Annotated in this window: 18 protein-coding genes; 7 read left to right on the top strand and 11 right to left on the bottom strand. The window is 63.6% G+C overall.

Features of this window, described 5'->3' with window-relative positions; genetic code table 11:
- Positions 1–14: 14 nt before the first annotated feature.
- From JTF07_RS05285 to pstS, 6 genes are all read right to left on the bottom strand, one after another.
- Positions 15–1,709 (bottom strand): ABC1 kinase family protein, encoded by a 1,695-nt coding sequence (locus tag JTF07_RS05285; RefSeq protein WP_204233609.1) that lies wholly within the window; start codon positions 1,707–1,709, stop codon positions 15–17.
- A gap of 63 nt (positions 1,710–1,772) precedes the next feature.
- The gene (locus tag JTF07_RS05280; protein WP_204233206.1) at positions 1,773–2,330 is read right to left on the bottom strand and encodes a PadR family transcriptional regulator; all 558 of its coding nucleotides are present in this window, start codon (positions 2,328–2,330) and stop codon (positions 1,773–1,775) included.
- Positions 2,331–2,635: 305 nt separating this feature from the next.
- Positions 2,636–3,415, bottom strand: coding sequence for a phosphate ABC transporter ATP-binding protein PstB (pstB, locus tag JTF07_RS05275; RefSeq protein WP_143920666.1), 780 nt, complete (start codon positions 3,413–3,415; stop codon positions 2,636–2,638).
- A 64-nt stretch (positions 3,416–3,479) separates the two neighbouring features.
- The gene (pstA, locus tag JTF07_RS05270) at positions 3,480–4,619 is read right to left on the bottom strand and encodes a phosphate ABC transporter permease PstA (protein ID WP_204233205.1); all 1,140 of its coding nucleotides are present in this window, start codon (positions 4,617–4,619) and stop codon (positions 3,480–3,482) included.
- A 2-nt stretch (positions 4,620–4,621) separates the two neighbouring features.
- Positions 4,622–5,512: a phosphate ABC transporter permease subunit PstC gene (gene pstC, locus JTF07_RS05265; RefSeq protein WP_204233608.1), complete on the bottom strand. Its 891-nt coding sequence runs from the start codon at positions 5,510–5,512 to the stop codon at positions 4,622–4,624.
- Between the two features lie 236 nt (positions 5,513–5,748).
- Entirely contained in the window at positions 5,749–6,849 is a 1,101-nt protein-coding gene (pstS, locus tag JTF07_RS05260; RefSeq protein ID WP_353843879.1) for a phosphate ABC transporter substrate-binding protein PstS, read from the bottom strand.
- A gap of 380 nt (positions 6,850–7,229) precedes the next feature.
- Between pstS and JTF07_RS05255 the strand changes: the two genes are divergently transcribed.
- A complete protein-coding gene (locus JTF07_RS05255) occupies positions 7,230–8,159 on the top strand; it encodes a class I SAM-dependent methyltransferase (RefSeq protein WP_204233203.1) in 930 nt (309 codons plus the stop codon).
- Here the strand turns inward: JTF07_RS05255 and JTF07_RS05250 are convergent.
- The 5 genes from JTF07_RS05250 to JTF07_RS05230 all read right to left on the bottom strand — a co-directional run bounded on the left by JTF07_RS05250 (position 8,093) and on the right by JTF07_RS05230 (position 14,136).
- The gene (locus JTF07_RS05250) at positions 8,093–9,067 is read right to left on the bottom strand and encodes an NUDIX hydrolase (protein WP_204233202.1); all 975 of its coding nucleotides are present in this window, start codon (positions 9,065–9,067) and stop codon (positions 8,093–8,095) included. The genes JTF07_RS05255 and JTF07_RS05250 overlap by 67 nt on opposite strands.
- On the bottom strand, positions 9,064–11,208 hold the full coding sequence (locus tag JTF07_RS05245; RefSeq protein WP_204233201.1) for an RNA degradosome polyphosphate kinase: 2,145 nt from the start codon (positions 11,206–11,208) through the stop codon (positions 9,064–9,066). Before JTF07_RS05245 ends, JTF07_RS05250 begins: the two co-directional genes overlap by 4 nt.
- A 4-nt stretch (positions 11,209–11,212) precedes the next feature.
- Positions 11,213–12,181, bottom strand: a complete 969-nt coding sequence (gene mshD, locus JTF07_RS05240; protein WP_204233200.1) for a mycothiol synthase — start codon at positions 12,179–12,181, stop codon at positions 11,213–11,215.
- A complete protein-coding gene (locus JTF07_RS05235) occupies positions 12,178–13,155 on the bottom strand; it encodes a winged helix-turn-helix domain-containing protein (RefSeq protein ID WP_502710957.1) in 978 nt (325 codons plus the stop codon). Before JTF07_RS05235 ends, mshD begins: the two co-directional genes overlap by 4 nt.
- Before the next feature lie 165 nt (positions 13,156–13,320).
- A complete protein-coding gene (locus JTF07_RS05230) occupies positions 13,321–14,136 on the bottom strand; it encodes a class I SAM-dependent methyltransferase (protein ID WP_204233199.1) in 816 nt (271 codons plus the stop codon).
- 187 nt (positions 14,137–14,323) lie between these two features.
- On the opposite strand from JTF07_RS05230, the gene JTF07_RS05225 reads away from it, so the two are divergent.
- The 6 genes from JTF07_RS05225 to JTF07_RS05200 all read left to right on the top strand — a co-directional run bounded on the left by JTF07_RS05225 (position 14,324) and on the right by JTF07_RS05200 (position 21,065).
- Complete coding sequence (locus JTF07_RS05225) at positions 14,324–15,127, top strand: ammonia permease (RefSeq protein ID WP_353843878.1); 804 nt, start codon at positions 14,324–14,326, stop codon at positions 15,125–15,127.
- A gap of 250 nt (positions 15,128–15,377) precedes the next feature.
- Entirely contained in the window at positions 15,378–15,977 is a 600-nt protein-coding gene (locus tag JTF07_RS05220; protein WP_204233198.1) for a nitrobindin family protein, read from the top strand.
- A 1-nt stretch (position 15,978) separates the two neighbouring features.
- On the top strand, positions 15,979–17,115 hold the full coding sequence (gene ygfZ / locus JTF07_RS05215) for a CAF17-like 4Fe-4S cluster assembly/insertion protein YgfZ (RefSeq protein ID WP_204233197.1): 1,137 nt from the start codon (positions 15,979–15,981) through the stop codon (positions 17,113–17,115).
- Positions 17,116–17,362: 247 nt separating this feature from the next.
- The gene (gene gabT, locus JTF07_RS05210) at positions 17,363–18,727 is read left to right on the top strand and encodes a 4-aminobutyrate--2-oxoglutarate transaminase (protein ID WP_204233196.1); all 1,365 of its coding nucleotides are present in this window, start codon (positions 17,363–17,365) and stop codon (positions 18,725–18,727) included.
- 347 nt (positions 18,728–19,074) lie between these two features.
- Complete coding sequence (locus JTF07_RS05205) at positions 19,075–20,373, top strand: sensor histidine kinase (RefSeq protein WP_204233195.1); 1,299 nt, start codon at positions 19,075–19,077, stop codon at positions 20,371–20,373.
- Entirely contained in the window at positions 20,370–21,065 is a 696-nt protein-coding gene (locus JTF07_RS05200) for a response regulator (protein ID WP_204233194.1), read from the top strand. Before JTF07_RS05205 ends, JTF07_RS05200 begins: the two co-directional genes overlap by 4 nt.
- Positions 21,066–21,155: the final 90 nt, after the last annotated feature.

Genomic DNA, 21,155 nt, shown 5'->3' with positions numbered 1-21,155 from the left:
ATGACCGTGTGCTCTCACATGCGGCGGTGTCGGCGGCTGAGCGTCCTGTGTCGAAGCAGAGTGACCAGGCTGTGGATGAGCGCCGGCGCTGAGGCGATGAGCAGCAGGATGCCACCCAGTGTGGTCATGGACAGCAGCACTGCACCGCCGATGACGAAACCGGTGAACAGCACGGCCGAGATCACCCCGCGGGCCAGAAGTTCGAGGCCCGCGACCCGGCGGTCCAGTTTGGGCGTAGCCACCGAGAGCTCACCGTTCTCGAGCCTCTGGACCAGGCCGTCGAGGCGTCCCGGCAGGCCGAGCGTCAGGCGCACAAGGTTGATTGCCTCCTTCGCCACAGTGCCGGCGGCGCCGCCCTTCTCCTCTTCGATCAGCTCGCTCGCATAGGGTTCGACGACCTCCCAGATGTTGAACGAGGGATTGAGCGAACTGCACAGACCCGAGACCATGGACAGCGAGCGAATGATGAGGAAGAGGTTCTCCGGCAGCTGCACGGGCAGATCCCGCACCACCGATTCGAAATCCGTGGAGAAGGCTCGCAGCTCCTTCTCATCGACGTCGCGCAGCTGGGCGAACCCCATGCCTCCGAACCGTGCGAAGAGTCCCGTGAGAGAGCGTTCGAGCTCTTCCGTGTCCGCGCCCTCGAGCAGAACTCCGATGAGTCCGACGCTGGCGACGAGGCGGCGGGAGTCCCGCATCGCCACGGCGATGATGAGCTCCCGCAGACCCGCGCGCAGATTCTCCGGCACGTGCCCCATCATCCCGAAGTCGATGAAGGTCAGATGCCAGTCGACCCCCGCCGAGGTGGGCGCGGAGCCCGACCCCATCGCCGCCGGACTGACCGCCGAGGCTGTCCCCGGGTTTGCAGGTGTCACGAAGATGTTGCCCGGGTGGGGGTCGGCGTGGAAGAAGCCGGTCCGGAAGAGCTGATCGAACATTGTGTGCGCGAAGGTCGTTGCAACCTCGTGGGGGTCGATCCCGACTCGACGCAGCGCAGCGACGTCGTTGGCCTTGATCGCTGTGACGTCTTCCAAGGTCAGCACCTGTGGTGTGGTCTGTTCCCAGACGATCTGCGGAGCATTCACCCTGGCCGACTCAGCCGCATCCACGGCGAAGGCCTCCGCATTCGCCGCTTCATGGAGATAGTCGATCTCTTCGAGGCTGACATGGGCGAACTCTTCGACCAGCGCCGGCATGTCGACGCGACGGGAGACGAACTGGACGCGGGAGAGCCATCCGGCGATCCGGCGCAGTGCACGCAGATCGACCTCGACGATATCGGCGATGCTCGGACGCTGGACCTTGACGACCACCTCGGCGAAACCGATCTCTGCGGCGATCTCCGGGGTCAGGATCGCTGAGTGCGCCTGACCCAGGGATGCCGCGGCCAATGGGCGGGGTTCGAAGGAGGAGAAGGCATCGGTGAGTGCCGTCCCCAGCTGTGCTTCGGCAAGGTCGCGGATCTGGTCGAAGGGGACCGGGGCGACTTCGTCCTGCAGGCCCTCGAGTTCTTTGGTGATCTCGGGCGGGAGAACATCCATGCGCGAGGAGAGGAACTGACCGACCTTGATCATCAGACCGCCGAGTTCCACGGCCAGAGTGCGAAATCGCCTGGCCGTGGAACGCCAGCGCGCCACCCGACCTCTTGCCGCGAGACGACCCAGGCCGATTCGCGGCAGCGTCATCTCGAACCACCAGGCCATGACCATCTGGGCCGCGGCGAAGCGGAGGATCCGACCGTAACGAGCCCGAAGGGTTCGCGCCGTCACTGTTCAGTCCTCGGCGAGGATCGAATACAGTCTGCGCTTGGTGTCCTCGAGCGCGGTGACCGCCTCGGCGACCTGCTCCTTGCTGCCGGACCGGCCGACCTGAGCTGCTGCCTGCGCCAGCTCGACGCCGGCCTTGGCCAGATTTGCGGCCCTGGGCGCTTCGGGCTTCTTCGCCGATTCCCATGGAGCATTGGACTCCGGCTCGGATGCGACTTGCTCGCGTCCGGCCTCGGTGAGTGAATAGGTCTTGCGTCCGCTGGAGGACTCGGAGCTGATGAGGCCCTCATCCGTGAGCAGCTGCAGCGTCGGATAGACCGATCCCGGGCTGGGCTTCCAGCTGCCGCCGCTGCGTTCTTCGATCTCTTGAATGATCTGGTAGCCGTGCATCGGGGCTTCGGCCAGCAGCGTGAGGATTCCGGCGCGGACATCCCCGCGGTTCATGCGGAACGGCTGTTTGGGGTTGAAGGATGAGCGCAGCTGCTCCACTGCTTCCCAGATATTCGCCCCGCCCCAATCGCCGTTCCGACGAGAGAAACCTCCGTGATTGAATGGCTCGTTCATGATGACCTCCAGGTCTGATCGAATCGCCTTGACGATATATAACGATATATCGGCGATGGGTTGCTGGGAAGGTCGTTCTGTCGATTGCGGAGGCAACTCGCAGACCATGTTCAGGCCGGGGCGTGATGGCGAGGTCTCTTGGGGTGGAGACCTCGCCCCTTAACCACTATGAGCCGTGAAAACAGGTAACGGTTGGTAACTTCGCCGCGATCCGAGCTCTTGGGTCGCGACGAAGTTACCAACCGTTGGACATTCTCGCTGAGGACTGCGGTTGCCGCCCACGCAGCCGCAGGCCAGGCTTCAGATCATCCGAAGCGACCGGAGATGTAGTTCTCGGTTTCTTCCTTCTCTGGGTTGGAGAAGATCGTCGAGGTCTCGTTGAACTCGATGAGCTTGCCCGGTTTGCCGGTGCCTGCGATGTTGAAGAACGCGGTCTTGTCGGACACACGAGCGGCCTGCTGCATGTTGTGAGTGACGATGACGACCGTGTACTGGTCCTTGAGGTCGTTGATGAGATCCTCGATGGCCAGTGTGGAGATCGGATCCAGCGCGGAGCACGGTTCGTCCATGAGCAGGACCTCGGGCTCAACGGCGATCGCGCGAGCGATGCACAGGCGCTGCTGCTGACCGCCGGAGAGTCCAGAGCCGGGCAGGCTGAGGCGGTCCTTGACCTCGTTCCAGAGGTTGGCGCCGCGCAGCGCACGCTCGGTGAGGTCATCGGCCTCTGACTTGGTCATGCGGCGGCTGTTGAGACGCACACCGGCCAGCACGTTCTCCTTGATGCTCATCGTGGGGAACGGATTCGCACGCTGGAAGACCATGCCGACCTCACGGCGCACGTTGACCGGGTCGACTCCTGCTCCGTAGATGTCGTTGCCGTCCATGAGGACCTGACCGGAGACGCTGGCACCCGGAATCACTTCGTGCATCCGGTTGAGTGTGCGCAGCACTGTGGACTTACCGCAGCCCGAGGGGCCGATGAGGGCCGTGACCGAGCGGGGCTTGATCTGCATCTGGACGCCATCGACGGCGCGGAAATCGCCGTAGAAGATGTCGAGATCCTTGATGTCGATCTGCTTGGACAATGTGTTTCCCTATCTGTGGAATGTCTGGAACAAGTATGACGTGCGGCGGGGCCTCAGCGCTTCATCAGCGTCCTGCCTTCGGAGCCAGCACCTTCGCGATGACGCGGGCCAAGAGGTTGAGGAGCATGACCAGGGCGACGAGGACGAGGGCTGCTGCCCACGCTCGCTCGGAGCTGGCCAGTGCGGCATCGCCGGGAGACACCGGTCGCAGCTGCGAATCGTAGATGAAGGTCGGCAGAGTCGACATCCAACCGGAGAACAGGTTCCAGTTGAGAGCCTTGGCGAATCCGGCGGTGACCATGATCGGTGCGGTTTCGCCGATGACGCGGGCGATCGCGATGGTGATGCCGGAAAGGATGCCCGACACCGAGGTGGGCAGAACGATTTTGACGATCGTCTTCCATTTCGGCACGCCCAGTGCGTAGGACGCCTCTCGCAGATCCATCGGGACCAGGCGCAGGATCTCCTCCGTGTTGCGCACGACGATCGGAATCATGAGCACCGACAGTGCTACGGCGGCGGTGAAGCCTGTCTTCGCGATGCCTGCCGCGTCCGGCATGATGAACCCGGCGATGGTGGAGAATAGTGCGAAGGCGAAGAGTCCGGCGACGATCGAGGGGATGCCGGTCATCACGTCGACGAGGAACGTGATGGCCTTGCCCAGCCTGTTCTTCTCGGCGTACTCGACGAGGTAGATCGCGGTCAGCACACCGATGGGGATCGAGATGATGCAGGCCATGGCCGTGATCAGCACGGTGCCGACGATCGCGTGGTAGAAGCCACCGGCAATCGTTGCCTCACCCGCGACGTACTGCTGGTCGAGGACGCCCTTCATGCCGAGCATCGTGCGGGAGAGGAGGTCGAAGCTGATAGCGGCTCCGCCCTTGGAGATGGTCATCCAGAGCAGTGATATGAGGGGAACACAGGCGAGGATAAATGAGGATGTGACGACGGTGGTGGCCACCCGGTCGGTGGCCTTGCGGCGGCCCTCGTAGGACGCAGAGATCGCGAACACGGCCACCACGTTGATGAGCCCGGCGAGAACCGCGACGACTGGGATGTTGAACCCGCCGAAGGCGATGAAGCTGATGATGATCGCGACGATGATCGAGGCGACTGCAACCACCCATGGTGTGGCCTTGGGCAGCTGCTTCGAGGTCAGGGTGCGGGACGTGGTCGTCGAATTGTTCGTAGTAGTCAACATTCTCAACTGCCCTTCACCGAGGTCTTGGCAACAATTGCACGTGCGCCCATATTCACCAGCAGGGTGATGACGAAGAGGACGAGGCCGACTGTGATCAACTCGGACAGTCGCAGTCCGGCGGCTTCGGGGAAGTTCTGCGCGATTTCAGACGCGATGGTCTGGTTGCCGCTGACCACCAAGGACGCGGTGAGCAGACCGGGGGAGAGGATCATGGCCACGGCCATGGTTTCGCCGAGTGCACGACCGAGGCCGAGCATGGTCGCCGAGGCGATGCCGGACTTTCCGAACGGCAGCACCGACATGCGGATCATCTCCCAGCGTGTGGCGCCGAGTGCCAGCGCAGCTTCTTCCTGCAGACGGGGAGTCTGCAGGAAGATCTCCCGAGTCAGGGAGGTGATGATCGGCAGGATCATGATGGAGAGCACGAGAGAGGCCGTCAGCAGAGTGCGGCCGGTGTTCGACACATCGCCGTTCGCATCGGGGGCGAAGATCGGGATCCACCCGAACCACTTCGACAGCCACAGGTAGAAATCTGTGAGGCTGCCGGCAAGGGCAATTCCCCAGAGGCCGTAGACGACCGAGGGGATCGCAGCGAGCAGGTCGATGACGTAGCCGAGTGTTGGCGCCAGCTTCCGTGGCGCCATGTGCGTGGTGAACAGTGCGATGCCCAGTGCGAACGGTGTGGCCACGAGCAGGGCGATGGCGGAGGAGATCAGTGTGCCGATGACAAGCGGCCAGACGTAGGAGAAGAATCCGTTGCCGCCGGTGATCGAGCTCGGATCATTGACCTGAGCTTCGATGGTGTCCTTGGACTGTGCCAGAAGGAACAGGGCGACTCCTGCCAGGATGAGCAGGATCAGGATTCCGGCGATGAGCGTCGCTGCCGAGAAGATTCGGTCACCGGGACGAACGACGGCTTTGGGTCTCTGGCCCGTGCCGGACTTGGGATGTGAGTCCGGCTCAGGTGCTCCGGCAGGGCCGGACACTGTGGTCTGTGTGCTGGTCGGCACAAGTGCTCCTCATGAAACTTGCGGTGGATCCGGTGGACGGATCCCTAGGCACCGAAGAGCGGCGCAGGGTCGCTGCGCCGCTCTTGGACTTATCAATTCTGCAGGTCAGTGGCCAAGAATCAGCCTTCAACCTTGATCGAATCGATGACGGTTTCGATCTGCGAACGCAGATCGTCGGACAGTGGTGCAGAGCCGGCGGAATCCGCTGCCGACTTCTGTCCTTCTTCGGACACGACGAACTTCTCCCAGGCCTTGACCATATCAACGGTCTCCTGGTCCTTGTAGGACGAGCAGACGACGTGGTAAGAGACGAGGACGATCGGGTAGGCGCCCGATTCAGTGGTGTCGCGAGCCAGGTCGAAGGCGAGGTCGCCTTCGCCGCGGCCCTTGACCTTTTCGGAGGCGTCAACGACCTTGGAGGCCGCATCGGCGGAGAGCTCGACGTATTCGTCGCCGACCTTCACCTTGGCCTTGCTCAGTGATCCGACGGCTGAGGCGTCTGCGTAGCCGATGGCTCCATCGGTGTCGGAGACGGTCTGCACGACACCGTCGGTGCCCTGTGCGGCTTCACCACCGAAGTCCTTGGGGAAGTCCCCGCTGACCTCAGCGACCCAGTCCTTCTCGGCCGTGGCCTTGAGGTACTCGGCAAAGTTCTCCGTGGTGCCGGAGTCATCGGCACGGTGGACGGCGGTGATCTTCGTGTCAGGAAGCTTGGCATCAGGATTGTCTGCCTTGATGGCCTTGTCGTTCCACTTGCTGATCTCGCCCTTGAAGATCTTCGCGATCGTCGAGGGTGAGAGGTTGAGTTCATCGACGCCCTTGACGTTGAAGGTCACTGCGATGGGGGAGATGTAGACAGGGAACTCGTAGGCTCCATCGGCGCCGCAGGCCTCTTTGCCCTGCTTGGCTTCGTCGTCATCGAGGTGAGCGTCTGAACCGGCGAACTGAGCGTTTCCGGCCAGGAACTGCTCACGGCCCGCACCTGAACCGTCGGGGGAGTAGTTGACGGTCACGCCGGAGTTCTCTGAGGCGAAGTCAGCGGTCCATGCGTCCATCGCGGCCTTCTGCGATGAGGCGCCGATTCCGGTCAGTGTGCCCTGCAGGTCACTGTCGCCGCCGCTTGCTTCTTCTCCAGTGGCTGAGGTTCCGCCGCAGGCCGACAGGGTGAGTGCGCCGGCTGCGAGGATTGCAGCGGATGGTGCCAGGTGCTTCAGCTTCACGAAGATGCCTTTCGAATATGAGAACACTGTTCGAGATTGCTCGATCTTTCGTGTTACACGCTAAGTATCGTGTGTAAAGCCCTGGGAGTCGCTAAGTGAATGGAGGGTGAATGGATCCTGAAGGCTTCAGGTCCGGGTGAGTGCTCCATCACAGGAACCTGCGAATTCATGAAAGGATGCTTGTCGGGACGACTTTGTCCCGATTTCGCAGGGCTGAATCGGCCTGCTTTCGCGGGGCCGCGCGCTGAGGTTCGTCGACTTCTTGTCGCCCAGATGGCCGCTCAATACTGTGGTCTTCACAGCCCGTACCGTGGTCACCCTCAGCGGCAGGGGCATCCGCAGAGCAGAACCGATCATGGACTCAGCGACGAGGAGAGATCATGCACACCCCAGCTCACCCCACCAGCCCCAGTGACCACAACAGCCGATACCTGCTCGGCGAATCCGAAGGCGAGCATCAGCGGTTGCGCGATCAGGCGGTCGTTCTCGATCCGCTCACGAGGCTATTCCTCGCGGATTCAGAGATCTGTCCGGGAATGCGCGTGCTCGATCTCGGCACGGGCGCCGGATCGGTGGCCGCGATCGCTGCTGATCTTGTCGGCGAGGAAGGCAGAGTGCTGGCAGTCGACCGCGACGCGAACGCCCTCGAGGCCGCGCAACGAGCGTTGTCGAAGCGCCCCCAGGTCGAATTCGCCGAAATGGATCTTCGCGATCTCGACCTCGACGAGGAATTCGACGCAGTCATCGGCCGAGCTGTTCTCATGCACCTGCCCGATCCGGTCGCGGTCCTGCGCCGCGCAGCTGACCACGTTCGTCCCGGCGGACTGCTCTGCATGCACGAACTGGATGTGACACACCAGTGGACGAGTGTGAGCACCCCACTGTGGGCGGAGGTGCGATCGTGGATCTTCGAAGTCTTCGGCACCTCCGGCGTCCACATGCGGATGGGTCCGGATCTCTTCGCAGCGTTTCGCCGGGCTGGGCTGCCCGACCCCCATCTGACGGTGGACGCGCCCGTCGGCGGCGGAGACGAACTTCCGACCTTCGGCTGGGCCAATGTTGTCGAGGCTCTGGTGCCGATCATCGGGAAGCTCGGCATCGCGACTGCCGATGAGATCGACATCGCTACGCTCACCGAAAGGCTCTGCGCGGAGATCGACGCCGCCGACGGCATTGTTCTCGGACCGATTCTCTACGGTGCGACGTGCACCATTGATGGTGGGGACTCTTCTGCGGGTCAGGCTCAGGCGTCGATCGGGCGGATCCGTTCGAATTCGACGATGCGCGGCACTGCGCCCGGACGCACATAGGCGACGAGGATCTCACCGGGTTTGAGGTAGGGGTCTTCGCGCGGCAGCTTCTCCGCGATGCGCTGGGGGGCGTACTTCGCATAGACGGCGAGGATCAGCGGCAGGACGGGCCGGTGGGTGCAGTAGATGACCGGCCTGCCCTTCTCCAGCAGCTTCTCGATGAATCTGGTGGTCTTGTCCGGGTTCGCAGAGCTCGCCTTCTCGCTCAGGCATGAAGCCCTGCGGATGGGCTTGCCGGTCGCCGCGGACAGGGGAGCGAGCGTGGCCATGCACCGCTTCCAGGGGCTCGAGATCAGCCTCTTCGTCCCCCACGCTGAGAGCAGTCCGGTCAGTGCCATGGCTTGGCGGGTCCCCAGCGCCAGCAGCGGGCGCACATGCTCCGTCTCATGCCACTTCGCTCGGGGAAATGCCTTCCCGTGGCGGACGAGGATCAGCGGCCAGGCGCGCAGTGCGTTGGTCGAATCGAACTTCTCCAGCGCATCGAGCTGGTCGCGATCCGCGTAGGAGCTCAGCTTCGTTCGCGCCTCACCGACGGGAAACCACCTCACGTCGTCGACTTCGCGTTGATTCATCGGTGTGAAGGCGTGCTCGCCCTTGACCTGCGCTGACCAGTAGAAGACCTTCTTGAGGTACTTTCCGCCGACCATGTATTCCGCCGCAGGCAGGGGGACGCCGAGGGTGATGTCGAGTCCCGTCTCCTCCTTGACCTCCCGAATCGCCGTCTCCGGAAGGGTCTCGCCGGATTCCACCTTGCCCTTGGGCCAGGACCAGTCGTTGTAGCGGGGACGGTGGATGAGAGCGACTTCGAGTCCTTCGCTGCCGTTGCGCCAGCACAGGGCGCCGGCGGCGAGGATATCGGCGGTGACGCGTGAGGACGCCTGCGCGGAACCGACCGATTTCGCACTCAAGCCTCTTCCCCGATCCGTCGGCGCTTGCGATGTCGGCGGATGAGCTCCGTCTGGTATTCGGTGAGCCGGTTGCCCTCATCGTCGTGGGTGCTGCGCGTCCATTTGCCGTCGGCGGCGAGCACGAACGCCGAGGTGGTGTCGGCGAAGGCGAGGTCGAAGAGTTCGATGATCTCCGCTTTGTGATTCGCCGCGACGAGCTCGACGAGGGTTTCGACGCGGCGGTCGAGGTTGCGGTGCATCATGTCAGCTGATCCGATGTAGACGAGAGGATCTCCGCCGTTGCCGAAGACGAAGGTCCGCGAATGCTCGAGGAAACGGCCGAGCACGGATCGTACCGTGATGTTCTCACTCACGCCGGGGATACCCGGTCGCAGGGCGCAGATGCCGCGGACGAAGACTTCGACCTGGACTCCGGCCCGGGATGCCATGTAGAGGGCATCGATGATCGCCTCGTCGACGATGGAGTTGACCTTGATCCGGATCATGCCGGCACCACCCGCCTCGGCGATGGCGATCTCCTTGTCGATGAGTTCGGTCAATCCCGAACGGACCCGGGTGGGGGCGACGAGCAGGCGCGAGTACTCGGCCAGCGGCGCATAGCCCGAGAGCTGGTTGAACAGCTTCGTCAGGTCATCGGCGACGCTCTTGTCCTTGGTCAGCAGCCCGAAGTCCTCGTAGCCTCGCGCTGTCTTCGGGTGATAGTTGCCGGTGCCGACGTGGCAGTAGCGGGTCAGACCTTCAGCCTCCTGGCGGACGACGAGGGAGAGCTTCGCGTGGGTCTTGAGCCCGACGATTCCGTAGACGACGTGGACGCCGGCGCGTTCGAGTTTGCGTGCCCACGTGATGTTGGCCTCCTCGTCGAAGCGGGCCTTGATCTCTACGACCGCGAGCACCTGGATGCCTGCCTGTGCGGCGTCGACGAGGGCATCGATGATCGGGGAGTCGCCGGAAGTGCGGTAGAGGGTCTGCTTGATGGCGAGTACGTTCTTGTCCGCTGCCGCCTGCTCAAGGAACGCCTGCACGCTCGTGGAGAACGAATCGTAAGGATGGTGGAGCAGGATGTCGCGGTTCGAAACTGCCGCGAAGACGTCGACCTGGTCGCTGGATTCACGCAGCGACAGGTCCTTATTCATCTGCGGGACCATTTTCCGAAAGTGCAGGTCATCGCGGGCAACGTCGGCGATGTCTGACATGCCGGAGAGGTCGAGGGGGGTGGGCAGCTGGTAGATCTCGTTCTCGTCGATGCCGAGTTCGTCCTTGAGCATCTCGCGGACCCGTGGATGGATGTTCTCGGTGATCTCCAACCTCACTGCAGGGCCGAAGCGGCGGCGCAGGAGTTCCTTCTCCAGAGCTTTGAGGAGGTTCTCCGCATCGTCCTCTTCGACCTCGAGGTCCTCATTGCGGGTGACGCGGAAGGTCGAGTGGTGGATGATCTCCATGCCCTCGAAGAGCGTGTCGAGGTGTTCGGCGATGATGTCTTCGAGCGCGACGAAGCGGGCGGGGACGTCGCGGCCAGCGGGGCGATCCGTGGCCGTGGCGACATTGAAGAACCGGGGCAGGCGCGGCGGCACCTTGACCCGGGCGAAGAGCTCCTTGCCGGAATCCTGGTAGCGCAGCAGGACGCCGAGGTTGAGTGAGAGTCCGGAGATGTAGGGGAACGGGTGGGCCGGGTCCACCGCAAGTGGGGTGAGAACGGGGAAGACGTGGCCGGCGAAGAATTCGTCGACTCTGGCGCGTTCGTCCTCGGTGAGCTCGTCCACCTGGACCTTCGTGATCGACTCCGCATCGAGGCGAGGACCGATGTCGTCCTTGAGTAGGGCGGCGTGGCGGGTCATGAGGTCATGTGCCCGGACGCTGATCGCGTGCATGACCTGCAGCGGCATCCGACCGGTGACGCTGGGCACGGCCAGACCGGTGTTGATGCGGCGTTTGAGGCCGGCGACGCGGACCATGAAGAACTCGTCGAGGTTGGTTGCGAAGATGGAGAGGAATCGGACTCTTTCCAGCAGCGGCATTTCAGGGTCGGAGGCGAGATCGAGGACTCGCTCGTTGAACGCCAGCCAGCTGAGCTCCCGGTCGAGGAATCGATCCTCTGGATCGGGCAGACCGAGTTCCGCTCCGACTGCAGTGATGTCGTACATCGCTCTACTCCTGATTGCGTTCGGTCGAGGAAGCCGGCGCGTAGGACACGTGCGCCACCGCGACATGGAATCCCAGCCGCTCGTACAAGCCTAGCGCCGGCGCATTGTCGGATTCGACGTAGAGTTCGATCACACTCGCACCGGCGGCGACCATCCGGCGCATGCCCTCGATCGTCAGCGCCTTGCCCACGCCCTTGGCATGGATGCTCGGGTCGACCCCGACGACATAGACCTCGCCGAGGCTGCCTTCAGCGGCCGTGTCCGTGAGCTTGGTCTGGTGGAATCCGATGACCTGATCATCCCGGATGGCGAGGATCACCGAATCCGGGTCGAAGTCGGGTGCCTGGATGATCTCGGCGAAGTCCTCAGCCGTCTGCGATCCCTGCTCTGGGTGCCAGTCGAAGGCCGCATTGTTGACTCGCCGCCAACCGTCCTCGTCACCGAGGGCAAAGGAGCGGATCGTGACACCTTCCGGCGCCGAGGTCTGCGGCAGATCATCGAGTGAGAGACCCGAATCGGTGCGCATCTGATAGAGAACGCGATCACGACCGAGGTCGTGCTTCTTCGCCAGTGCCTGGGCTCCCGGGTGGTCGCCGTGTGACCAGCACCAGGAGTCGGGCTCTTCCTGAAGGATCGTTGACAGGAGTTCTTCGCCCAGGCCCTGACCGCGGTGATCGGGGGCGATGAGGAATTCAGCCGCATGACGATCACCCTGCAGTGCGCGGATGCCGAAGCCGACGAGAGCGCGGTCGTCGTCGTTCGAGTCTGCTGAGTCGTCGGCACAGATTCGCCATACGCTGGACGCCGTCTGCGCGGAATGAGATTCGTCCTCGCCGGTGGCGATGGCCAGGAGTCCGCCGGAGATCTCAGCGGACCCATCGGCTGCTGTCACGCGGTCGAGGAAGGCCAGTTCCGCCTCGGAGAGGGTGGTGATCGGGGTCCCGGTCACAGCTCCGCTGGCTTCGATTCTCATACCTTCACGTCCTCCTCGTTCGACTCTGCTTCTGACTCTTCGTGCTCTGGCTGTTCATGCTTCGCGACCTCGTCAGCGACCGCCGCTTCGTCGGTTTCCATCGCTGCATCGGTGTCTGGCGTCTCTTCGGCGTCCGACTCTGCCTCATCACCGTCGCCGTGTGCGGCCGCAGAGTCGGGGCTGAAACGGTAGCCGACGTAGCGGACGGTGTGGATGGCGTTCTCGAAGTCTTTGCCGAGTTTCGCACGCACTCGTCGGACATGCACATCGACGGTGCGGGTGCCTCCGAAGTAGTCATCGCCCCACACCGCGAGCAGGATCTCATCGCGGGTGAAGACACGTTCGGGGTGCATCGCGAAGAACTTCAGCAGGGCGAATTCGCGGTAGGTCAGGTCGAGGCTGCGCTCGCCCAGGTGCGCGGTGAACGCTGTCTCGTCGATGCGCAGGGCGCCGCTGACGACGATCATGGGCTCGCCCTCGCTCGTCCAGGGGCCGCTGGTGTTCCAGGATGGACGGTCGGGCCGCGATCCTCCGGTGGTGGCTGTCGAGCCGGTTGCGCTCACGCCGGCCCCGCCTCCCCACGAGGTGGCACCGTGTGGGGCCTGCGCCAGGTGGTGATCACGTGCCAGCCGCAAGCGGGCCTCCACCTCGGCTGGGCCGGCAGTGGTGAGGACGATGTCGGCCACATTCCATTTCGCCGAGGTGGTGGCCAGTCCGCCTTCGCTGAGCACGACGATGATCGGAGCTGCGATGCGCGTCTGCGCCACCGCCTCGGCGATGGCAGGTGCCAAGGACAGGTCCAGGCAGGCGTCGGCGACGACGATATCGGCAGTGAGCGAGTTGGAGTCTGCCCGGCCCAGCTGATCGAGGCTGAGGCGTTCGATCTGGTGGCCGAGATACTGCAGAGACTCTGGGGCAACGGGGGAGTCGAGGCGGGGTGCAGGACAGATGTGCAGGATTCGCATATGCTCCATCCACCTCCTCGGACTCGGCTCGGCCGCTGAAGTAGCAGCCTGAGAAAAGTATACCGAGGGTGCCCAGCTGCTTTACCGACACCTAGTGGAGGGCAGCAGGTCACAGGGGAAGGGTCAACGGGTGACAGGAGAGAACAGACCTCAGGGGAAGGCGGAGGACGCCGGTCATGCGGTCGGTTTGCGCCCTGTCGTGTACGTCAGTGAGAAGAAGCGCGCACGGAACTCGGGGTCGGTCAGCATGGTGCGGTAGCGGTCCAGGTCGTCGCGACGGAGGCCTGTGGCGAGGAGACCTTGCTCATTCTGCAGGCTGAGGTTCAGATGGTAGCTCGCCCAGGGGCCACCGCCGCGGGCCAGGGGAACGAGGTGCTGCGCGGCGACATCCGCGAGCCCGGCTCCGAACATCTCGACCTCGGTCCGGTCGGCCCAGCCGTAGTCGCAGTCGACTTCCGGGCCGAACCGTTGATACGCCGCGTGGGTGTATCTCCGCCATACCGCGTGGTCGGATTCCTCCGGTGCCACGAGCAGTTCCGCGGCGACACCGACATCTGCGATGACGAGCCATCCTCCTGGAGTCAACTGCTCGACGAGCTGGGCGAAGACCCGTCTCCGGGCAGGCAGGTGGGCGAGGACCAGGCGCGCATGGATGAGGTCGAACGGCCCGATGGGGACGCCGTTGTGGACATTGTGACGGACGACGTCGACACCCGGCGACGCAACCAGGTGCGTCACGTCCTTGTCGACGGCCACGACGCTGCCGCCGAAGTCTGCTGCCATCATGTCGGCGACGGAGCCGTTTCCGGCTCCGACCTCCAGATACCTTGCGTTCTCCTTCGGCTGAAGCGACCTCAGCACCGAACGCGTCGTCGGGTCGAGGAGTGCCGATAGGAGGGTGTGCTGCTGTGTGCCCAGATCGGTTCCAGTTCCGCAGCTGAGCTCGTATTCGTCGGCGGTGCACTTGCCTGTTGTCAGCACATTGGTCATGAGACTCTCCATCAGAAGTGAGCAGGTTCGCATCAGCGTAGGTCGCTGCGTCAGGAGTGAACAGGGTCGGCTGTGACTCAGCAGATGCCCGCAAGGACAGACGGTGAGCGGTGCCGGTGACGTCGGCGGGGATCGCCGACACTGGCCCAAATCGCGTCGCCTCGGGCGAATAGGGCACGATAGTGCTGTGATCAGATGGATTCGAGTAGTTGTCGCGCTGGCCTTGGCGCTGGCCCTCAGTGCCTCCGTGTACTGGGGCTACACCTTGTTCCTGCTGGCGACCGGGCTCATCGTCTTCGGTGTCGCCTACGGCTGGCCGCGACTGACGGACTCACCGCAGCCTCGCGCGACGTCGATCATGCTCGGCCTCTTCGGCGTGGCGGGGCTGCTCGCAGCGTTCCGCGACGACGCAGCACCCTATCTTGACTGGCTTCCTGTCCTGGCGGGTCTCGGCCTGCTCTGGACCTTCGTGCAGAATCTCACCCGCGGAATGGGTGCCTCTGATGCCGTTGCCAACGTCTCAGCCCAAGTTGCCGGCGTGGTCATCGTCCTGTCCGCAAGCACCTGGGTCGCGGCGATCACCGTGCCCGGCGACAAGGAGGCCATCGTCGTCGGCCTCGTTTCGCTCATCGTCGCCGGGTGCATGACAGCCCTGCCCTGGCCCGCGATATATACGTCTCCGCTGGCGATTGCGATGCCGGTGGCGGTCGCCGGGATCCTTTCGGTCCTCATCTTCAAGGACGCCATCAGCGTGCCTGTATCTCTCGTCCTCGGCGGCATCATGGGGCTGTTGGTCGCCGGCGTCGACCGTATGCTCGGACTCATCGCCCACAGCAAGTACCAAGCCGTGAGCCTTGAACTCTCCCAGAACATCGAGTTGAAGAAGAACGTGGAGAAGGCCCGCAGCTTTGCCGTTCAGCTCGCGCTCGGGGCCGCTCCCATCGCCCTCGGCGGTGTCGTCGTCTATTCGCTGGAGCGCATCGCCTTCTGAGTTCGGCTATGAGGTCCGACACTGTGAGTGCGACTCGGCGTTGATGCCGTGGCCAGAGTCGTGCTGTATCGGTGCTCAGAGCTCGGACTGAGTGCGCATACCGCAGACGGGAAATGTAGACTGGGAGCATGGATAACCTTGTCGCTCTCGAAATCGTCTTCTCCAGTCTCGTCGGCATTGCCGCACTCGGCGCCCTGGGCGTCGGAGTCAAGGTCGTCACGGCGCTGTTCAAAGACAATCGCTGAACTCAATGATCGAACTTGATTCCTCGGTTCACCCCGAGCTCGTTCCCCTGTCCTGGCTGATCGGTTCGTGGGAAGGCGTCGGAGTCGTCGGCTACGCGGACACCCCCGAGAAGCAGTTCGGGCAGCGCGTCGAATTCATCGCCCACCCGGGAACGCCGTTCCTGCAGTACACCGCGCATGCGTGGCTGCTGACCGAGGACGGCGAACTGGACTCGACGCTGACTCTGGAGACAGGCATCTGGCAGCTGGTGCGTCCGCGCGATGCCGGTGACGTGGGCCCGGGAATGCTCGTGCCCACCGAAGAGCCCAGCTTCACCTCGGCGGCCGCCGTCGACACTCTGCGCACGAATGATGACGGATTCGAGATCGAAGCTGAGATCGTCCACCCGCACGGCGTGATGGAGCTCTACGCAGGCCACGTCAAGGGACCGCGCATCGACCTCTCCACCGATGTCGTCGCCCGGACCAAGACTGCGAAGGAGTACACGGCCTCGACCCGCATGTACGGCCTTGTCGGCGGGGAGCTCATGTGGGCCTGGGACATGGCCGCACTGGGCCACGAACTCGCCACCCACTCCTCAGCCCGACTGAAGAAGATTGCCTGATATGACTGCCTCATCGCTGAATCGCCCACTGAGCTCCACCGCGGTATTCGGCGGCGAAGGACTCGAGCACACCCCGGCCCACTACGGTTCGCCGCTGCGCGAGCAGCGGGCACTGCTCGAAAAGGGCGCGATCGTCGATCTGCCCCACCTGCGAATCCTGCGTCTGAGCGGAGCCGATCGCCTTACCTGGCTGAACTCCATCACCACGCAGAAACTCGATACCCTGGCCCCGGGAGTGTCCACAGAGACTCTCGTCCTTGACCCGAACGGCCGCATCGAAGGCTGGCTGAAGCTTGTCGACGATGGCGAATCGCTGTGGGCGATCAGTGAGCTGCGCACCGACGAGACTCTCGAATTCCTCCGCAAGATGGTCTTCATGATGCGAGTGACGATCGATGACGTCAGCGATGAGTTCCAATGCATCGGCGCCGTCGTGAAGCTCCCCGACACCCTGCCCGTGACCCAACTGTGGTCCGATCCTTGGCCGCACATCGGGACCGGCTCGGCCTCGTACGCGCAGGTCGATCTCGGACTCGAGGTGGCGGGGGAGGACCACCCCGGGCTCGAGACCCAGTTCGTCATCGGTATCATCGCGCGCACGGACCTGCAGGCCACCTCGGCGAGCGAATTCACCATGGCCGGGTTCGACGCCTGGGAAGCCGTGCGGATCGCCGCCTGGCGTCCGGGCACGAACGAGATCGACCACAAGTCGCTCGTCGGCGAACTCGACCTGCTGCGCACCTCGGTGCACCTGGCCAAGGGCTGCTACCGCGGTCAGGAGGCCGTGGCCCGCGTGCACAACCTGGGCCAGCCGCCTCGCCGGCTCGTCTTCGTCCACCTCGACGGATCCGGGCACATCCAGCCCGAGTCCGGCGCCGAGGTGCTCGCTGAGGTCCGCGGGTCCGAACGGTCCGTGGGCCAGCTGACCTCGGTCGCGCTGCACTGGGAACTCGGTCCGATCGGCCTGGCCGTGATCAAGCGCAATCTCTCCGCCGAGGCTGAACTCAGCTTCGATCTGGGCGATGACGCACCCCGTGTGGCCGGAGCCCAGGAGACGATCGTCGCGCCCGTGCGCGACCATGACATCGAACTTCCGGGACGCAACAAGGACACCGACATGCGGAATCAGCAACGCTGATTTCCTCCCTCAGCGGAAGCAGCGGAAGCAGCGGAAGCAGTCGAATCGGCGAGCGAATCCGCATCGACGGCTCTCCGGCCTGACTCTCAAGCTCGTGCTGAAGCGCCCTGTGAGCGTATTCTGCACGGTTTTCGAGTTGTACCGACGGCAACGGATTTCGCACCGTCTGGATCTGCGATAGGCGTGATCTGACCAGCCTGCGGACGGTAAGTGACAAGAACCGTCGAAAGGCTCTAATCTTCTCGTTATGACAGCTTTGGAAATTGGCGGCGAAGCTCTGCCGCAGGAACGTAAACTCGTCACCGAGATCCCCGGGCCCAAGTCCCGTGAGATCGAGGAACGACGCAAGTCGGCAGTGGCACCGGGAGTCGGCTCGAGCCTGCCCGCCTATGTTGTGGCCGCCGGTGGCGGAATCCTCAAAGACGTCGATGGCAACCAGATCATCGACCTGGGAGCCGGCATCGCCGTGACGACGGCGGGCAACTCGAACCCCCGCGTGGTCAAGGCCGCCACCGAGCAGCTCCAGTCCTTCACCCACACCTGCTTCATGGTCAACCCCTATGAGGGTTACGTCGAGGTCGCCGAGGCGCTCAACCGTCTGACTCCGGGTGATCACGAGAAGCGCTCCATCCTGCTCAACTCCGGCGCCGAGGCTGTCGAGAACGCCGTCAAGATCGCCCGTGCCCACACCGGTCGCGACGCCGTCGTCGTCTTCGACCACGCCTACCACGGCCGTACCAACCTGACCATGTCGATGACGGCGAAGGCCACTCCCTACAAGGCCGGCTTCGGCCCGTTCGCCGGTGAGGTCTACCGCGCACCCATGTCCTACCCCTACCGCGACAACGATGCTGCAGGCACCAAGGTCAGCGGCGAGGAAGCGGCCAAGCGCGTCATCACCATGATCGAGAAGCAGATCGGCGCTGACAGTGTCGCTGCGATCGTCATCGAGCCCATCCAGGGTGAGGGCGGCTTCATCGTCCCCGCCGAGGGCTTCCTGCCTGCGCTGGTTGAGTTCGCGAAGGAGAAGGGCATCGTCTTCGTCGCCGACGAGGTTCAGGCCGGCTTCGCCCGCACTGGCAAGATGTTCGCCTCCGAGTGGGAAGACATCGTCCCCGATATCATCACCACTGCGAAGGGCATCGCCGGCGGTCTGCCGCTCTCGGCCGTGACCGGTCGCGCGGAGATCATGGACTCGGTCGGACCGGGTCGCCTCGGCGGGACCTACGGCGGCAACCCTGTTGCCTGTGCGGCAGCGCTCGGCGCCATCGCCTCCTACGAGGAAGACGGACTCGTTGAGAACGCCGCTCACATCGGCGAAGTCGTCACCGACCGCCTCACCCAGCTGCAGAGCAAGCACCCGGAGGTTGGTGACATCCGCGGCCGCGGCGCCATGATCGCTGCCGAATTCGTCCAGCACGACTCGATCGATCCGAACCCTGACCTGGTCAAGAAGATCGCCGACTACTGCGCGAAGAACGGGGTCCTCGTGCTCACTACGGGAACCTTCGGCAATATCCTGCGCTTCCTGCCCCCGCTGACGATCTCCGATGAACTCCTGGGTGATGCCTTCGACGTCATCGAAGAGGCAGTTGCCGCTTCCGTGGCCTGACAGTTCGAACCCGGCCCCGCTCGCGGGGCAGCGTTCGCGGATTCTGACGGCGGCGTATCGACCTCATGCACGGTCGATACGCCGCCGTCAGTCGTTGTGGAGCAGGGTGAGAGTGGTGCTCAAAGGGCGGTGATATCGCCAGGTCCAAGAGGAGGGGTGATGCCACCGCTTCCATAGGGACGCGACGATGTCACCGCTTCCATGGGGATGGTCCGGGTCTTCACGAGGGGTGTGCTGCTGCGGGGAGTGCTGTTGCAACGCTATCCTGCTTGCCGCAATCGGGCATCGCACGTAAGTATGAGATCCGACTGCTTCGGCAGGGACGCGGGTATAGCACAATAGATTCCATGGCATCAGCGGCAGACGACGGCACCATGAGTGCGCTCAACAGATTGTGGCTCGTATTCCGTGGACCGCGCTTCGTGGATCTGCCCATGCGGCTCCTCGCCCTCATCATGGGGCTGACCGTGCTGATTCCCGGATCGTTCGAGATCGCAGAGCCTCGCTACATGGTCCTCCTCGTCTGTGCCTATGCTCTGCTCGTCCTCTCCCCGTTCTTCCCTTTGGCGACGGTCTTCGTCTCGACCGGGCTGAGCCTCGTCTTCGTCGTGCCCTACCCCGACCTGGAGAACATGTTCCCCGAGTCGCTCATCTTCGCCACGGCGGTGCTGTTCAGCCAGCGGCGGTGGGTCGGCTCAGCCATCGCCACCGTGGGACTGGTTGCCTATCTCATCACCTGCACCGAGCTGGCAGCCTACGACGGTGGCATTGCAGGGTTCATCGACTTGGGGTACGGCTGGGTCACGTACTCACTGATCGGCTTGGCTGCTGGAATCGTCGAGCTGAGGATCCAACGCGAAATCCATCGCCGGGAGCGCGCCGCCGTGGAACATCAGCAGGCGGTGGAGTCGTTGCGTGCACGCTTCACCAGCGATATGCACGACACCATCTCGAACTCACTTGCAACAGAGGGCGCAATCATCAAAGCACTGGCCAGAGGGTCGCGGGATCTCGGCACCAACCGTCAGCTCGCCGAGCTGTCGCTGGTCAACACCGAGGCGTCGAAGCGCCTGCGGCAACTCGTCACACAACTCAGTGAAGGAGACGAGCGGCAGCCCAGGATTCGGCTGCAGGCCGAGGCGAAAGCACTGGCCACGTCCATTGAGAACGGCTGTGCCGCCGGCGGTGTGGCGTTGACGCTCAGCGTCGGTACTCTGCCCCGATACGCATCCCCGGTGCTTGGCGCACATTTTACCGCAATCATGCGAGAACTGGCGACGAACGTCATCCGACACTCGCTGCCGGGGACCGAGTCGAGTCTGACCGTCAACGTGGATCGTGAGGGATCTGACGCGGCCGTCCTGCGATTCCGCACGGAGAACGAGGCGGCGGCGTCGTTGACGCGTCCGCCTCGATCTCTCAGTCGGCGGGCTCAGGCCCTGGGCGGGGCATGCACCACGGGATCGAATCCCCAGGGCCGCGTCGTCGTCGAAGTCTCCCAGCCGCTGCGATTCAACGACTCGGCCGATGGGGGCGAGGCCGACGCTGTCTGTGTCCGCGACGATTTCACCGCTGCGGATCCTTCCGCGGGTCTTGAAGCGAAAGCCGAGCGCGACGTATCAGCGACGAAGAGCCAGAGAGTATGAGCGGCTCGGCCGGGTCGGAGATCGACAGCTCACCAGCAGACGATCGAATCGTCGTGCTCGTCGTCGACGACGATTCGTGGACGACGAGGGCCGTGGCGGCAGCTCTATTCGATGACGGAGGGTTCTCAGTTCTCGAACCTCAGCACTCCGGTGAAGACGCCGTCGAAGCGTTCGATCGTCATCGCCCGGACCTCGTCCTGATGGATGTCAACATGCATCCGGGGATGAGCGGAGTGGATGCGGCCCGGGAGATCATGTGTCTCGACCCAGAGGCGACGATCGTTGTGCTGACCACTGTCTCGCCCGGGCCGGGAATCACACGTGCTCTCGAGGCCGGTGCGATAGCGGCGGTGAACAAATCCGCTACCGACGCCGAACTCGTTCGCGTCGCGCGAGCGGCAGTCGCAGGTGAGTCTCCGGCCCTGCTGCGGTCCTTGGCAGAGGACATCATGATCAGCGGCGATATCGCCGCTGATGGTTCGAGCGCGGTGCCGGCTCTGACTCCGAGCGAGAAGCTCCTGCTCCGGCAGATCTGTGAGGGGATGGACTACTCGGAGATCGCCGAACAACAGGTCGTCAGCGTCTATACAGTGAAGTCCCATGCCAGAAACCTGCGCATCAAACTGGATGCGAAGAATCTGGCGCAGGTCGTCATCCGTGCCATCCAGTACAAGTTCTACGTTCCCGAATGACGAGGCTCGTCCGTGCCATCCAACACCAGTCCTACGCCCACGAATGATGAGGCTCGTCCGAAGGAGTGAGGCGCGAGGACTCGGTCACGA

This window comes from Brevibacterium sp. RIT 803, from assembly GCF_016892625.1.
Lineage (GTDB): Bacteria > Actinomycetota > Actinomycetes > Actinomycetales > Brevibacteriaceae > Brevibacterium.
Note: the sequence above shows the minus strand (reverse complement) of the source record. Positions and strands in the feature narration are given on the sequence as shown.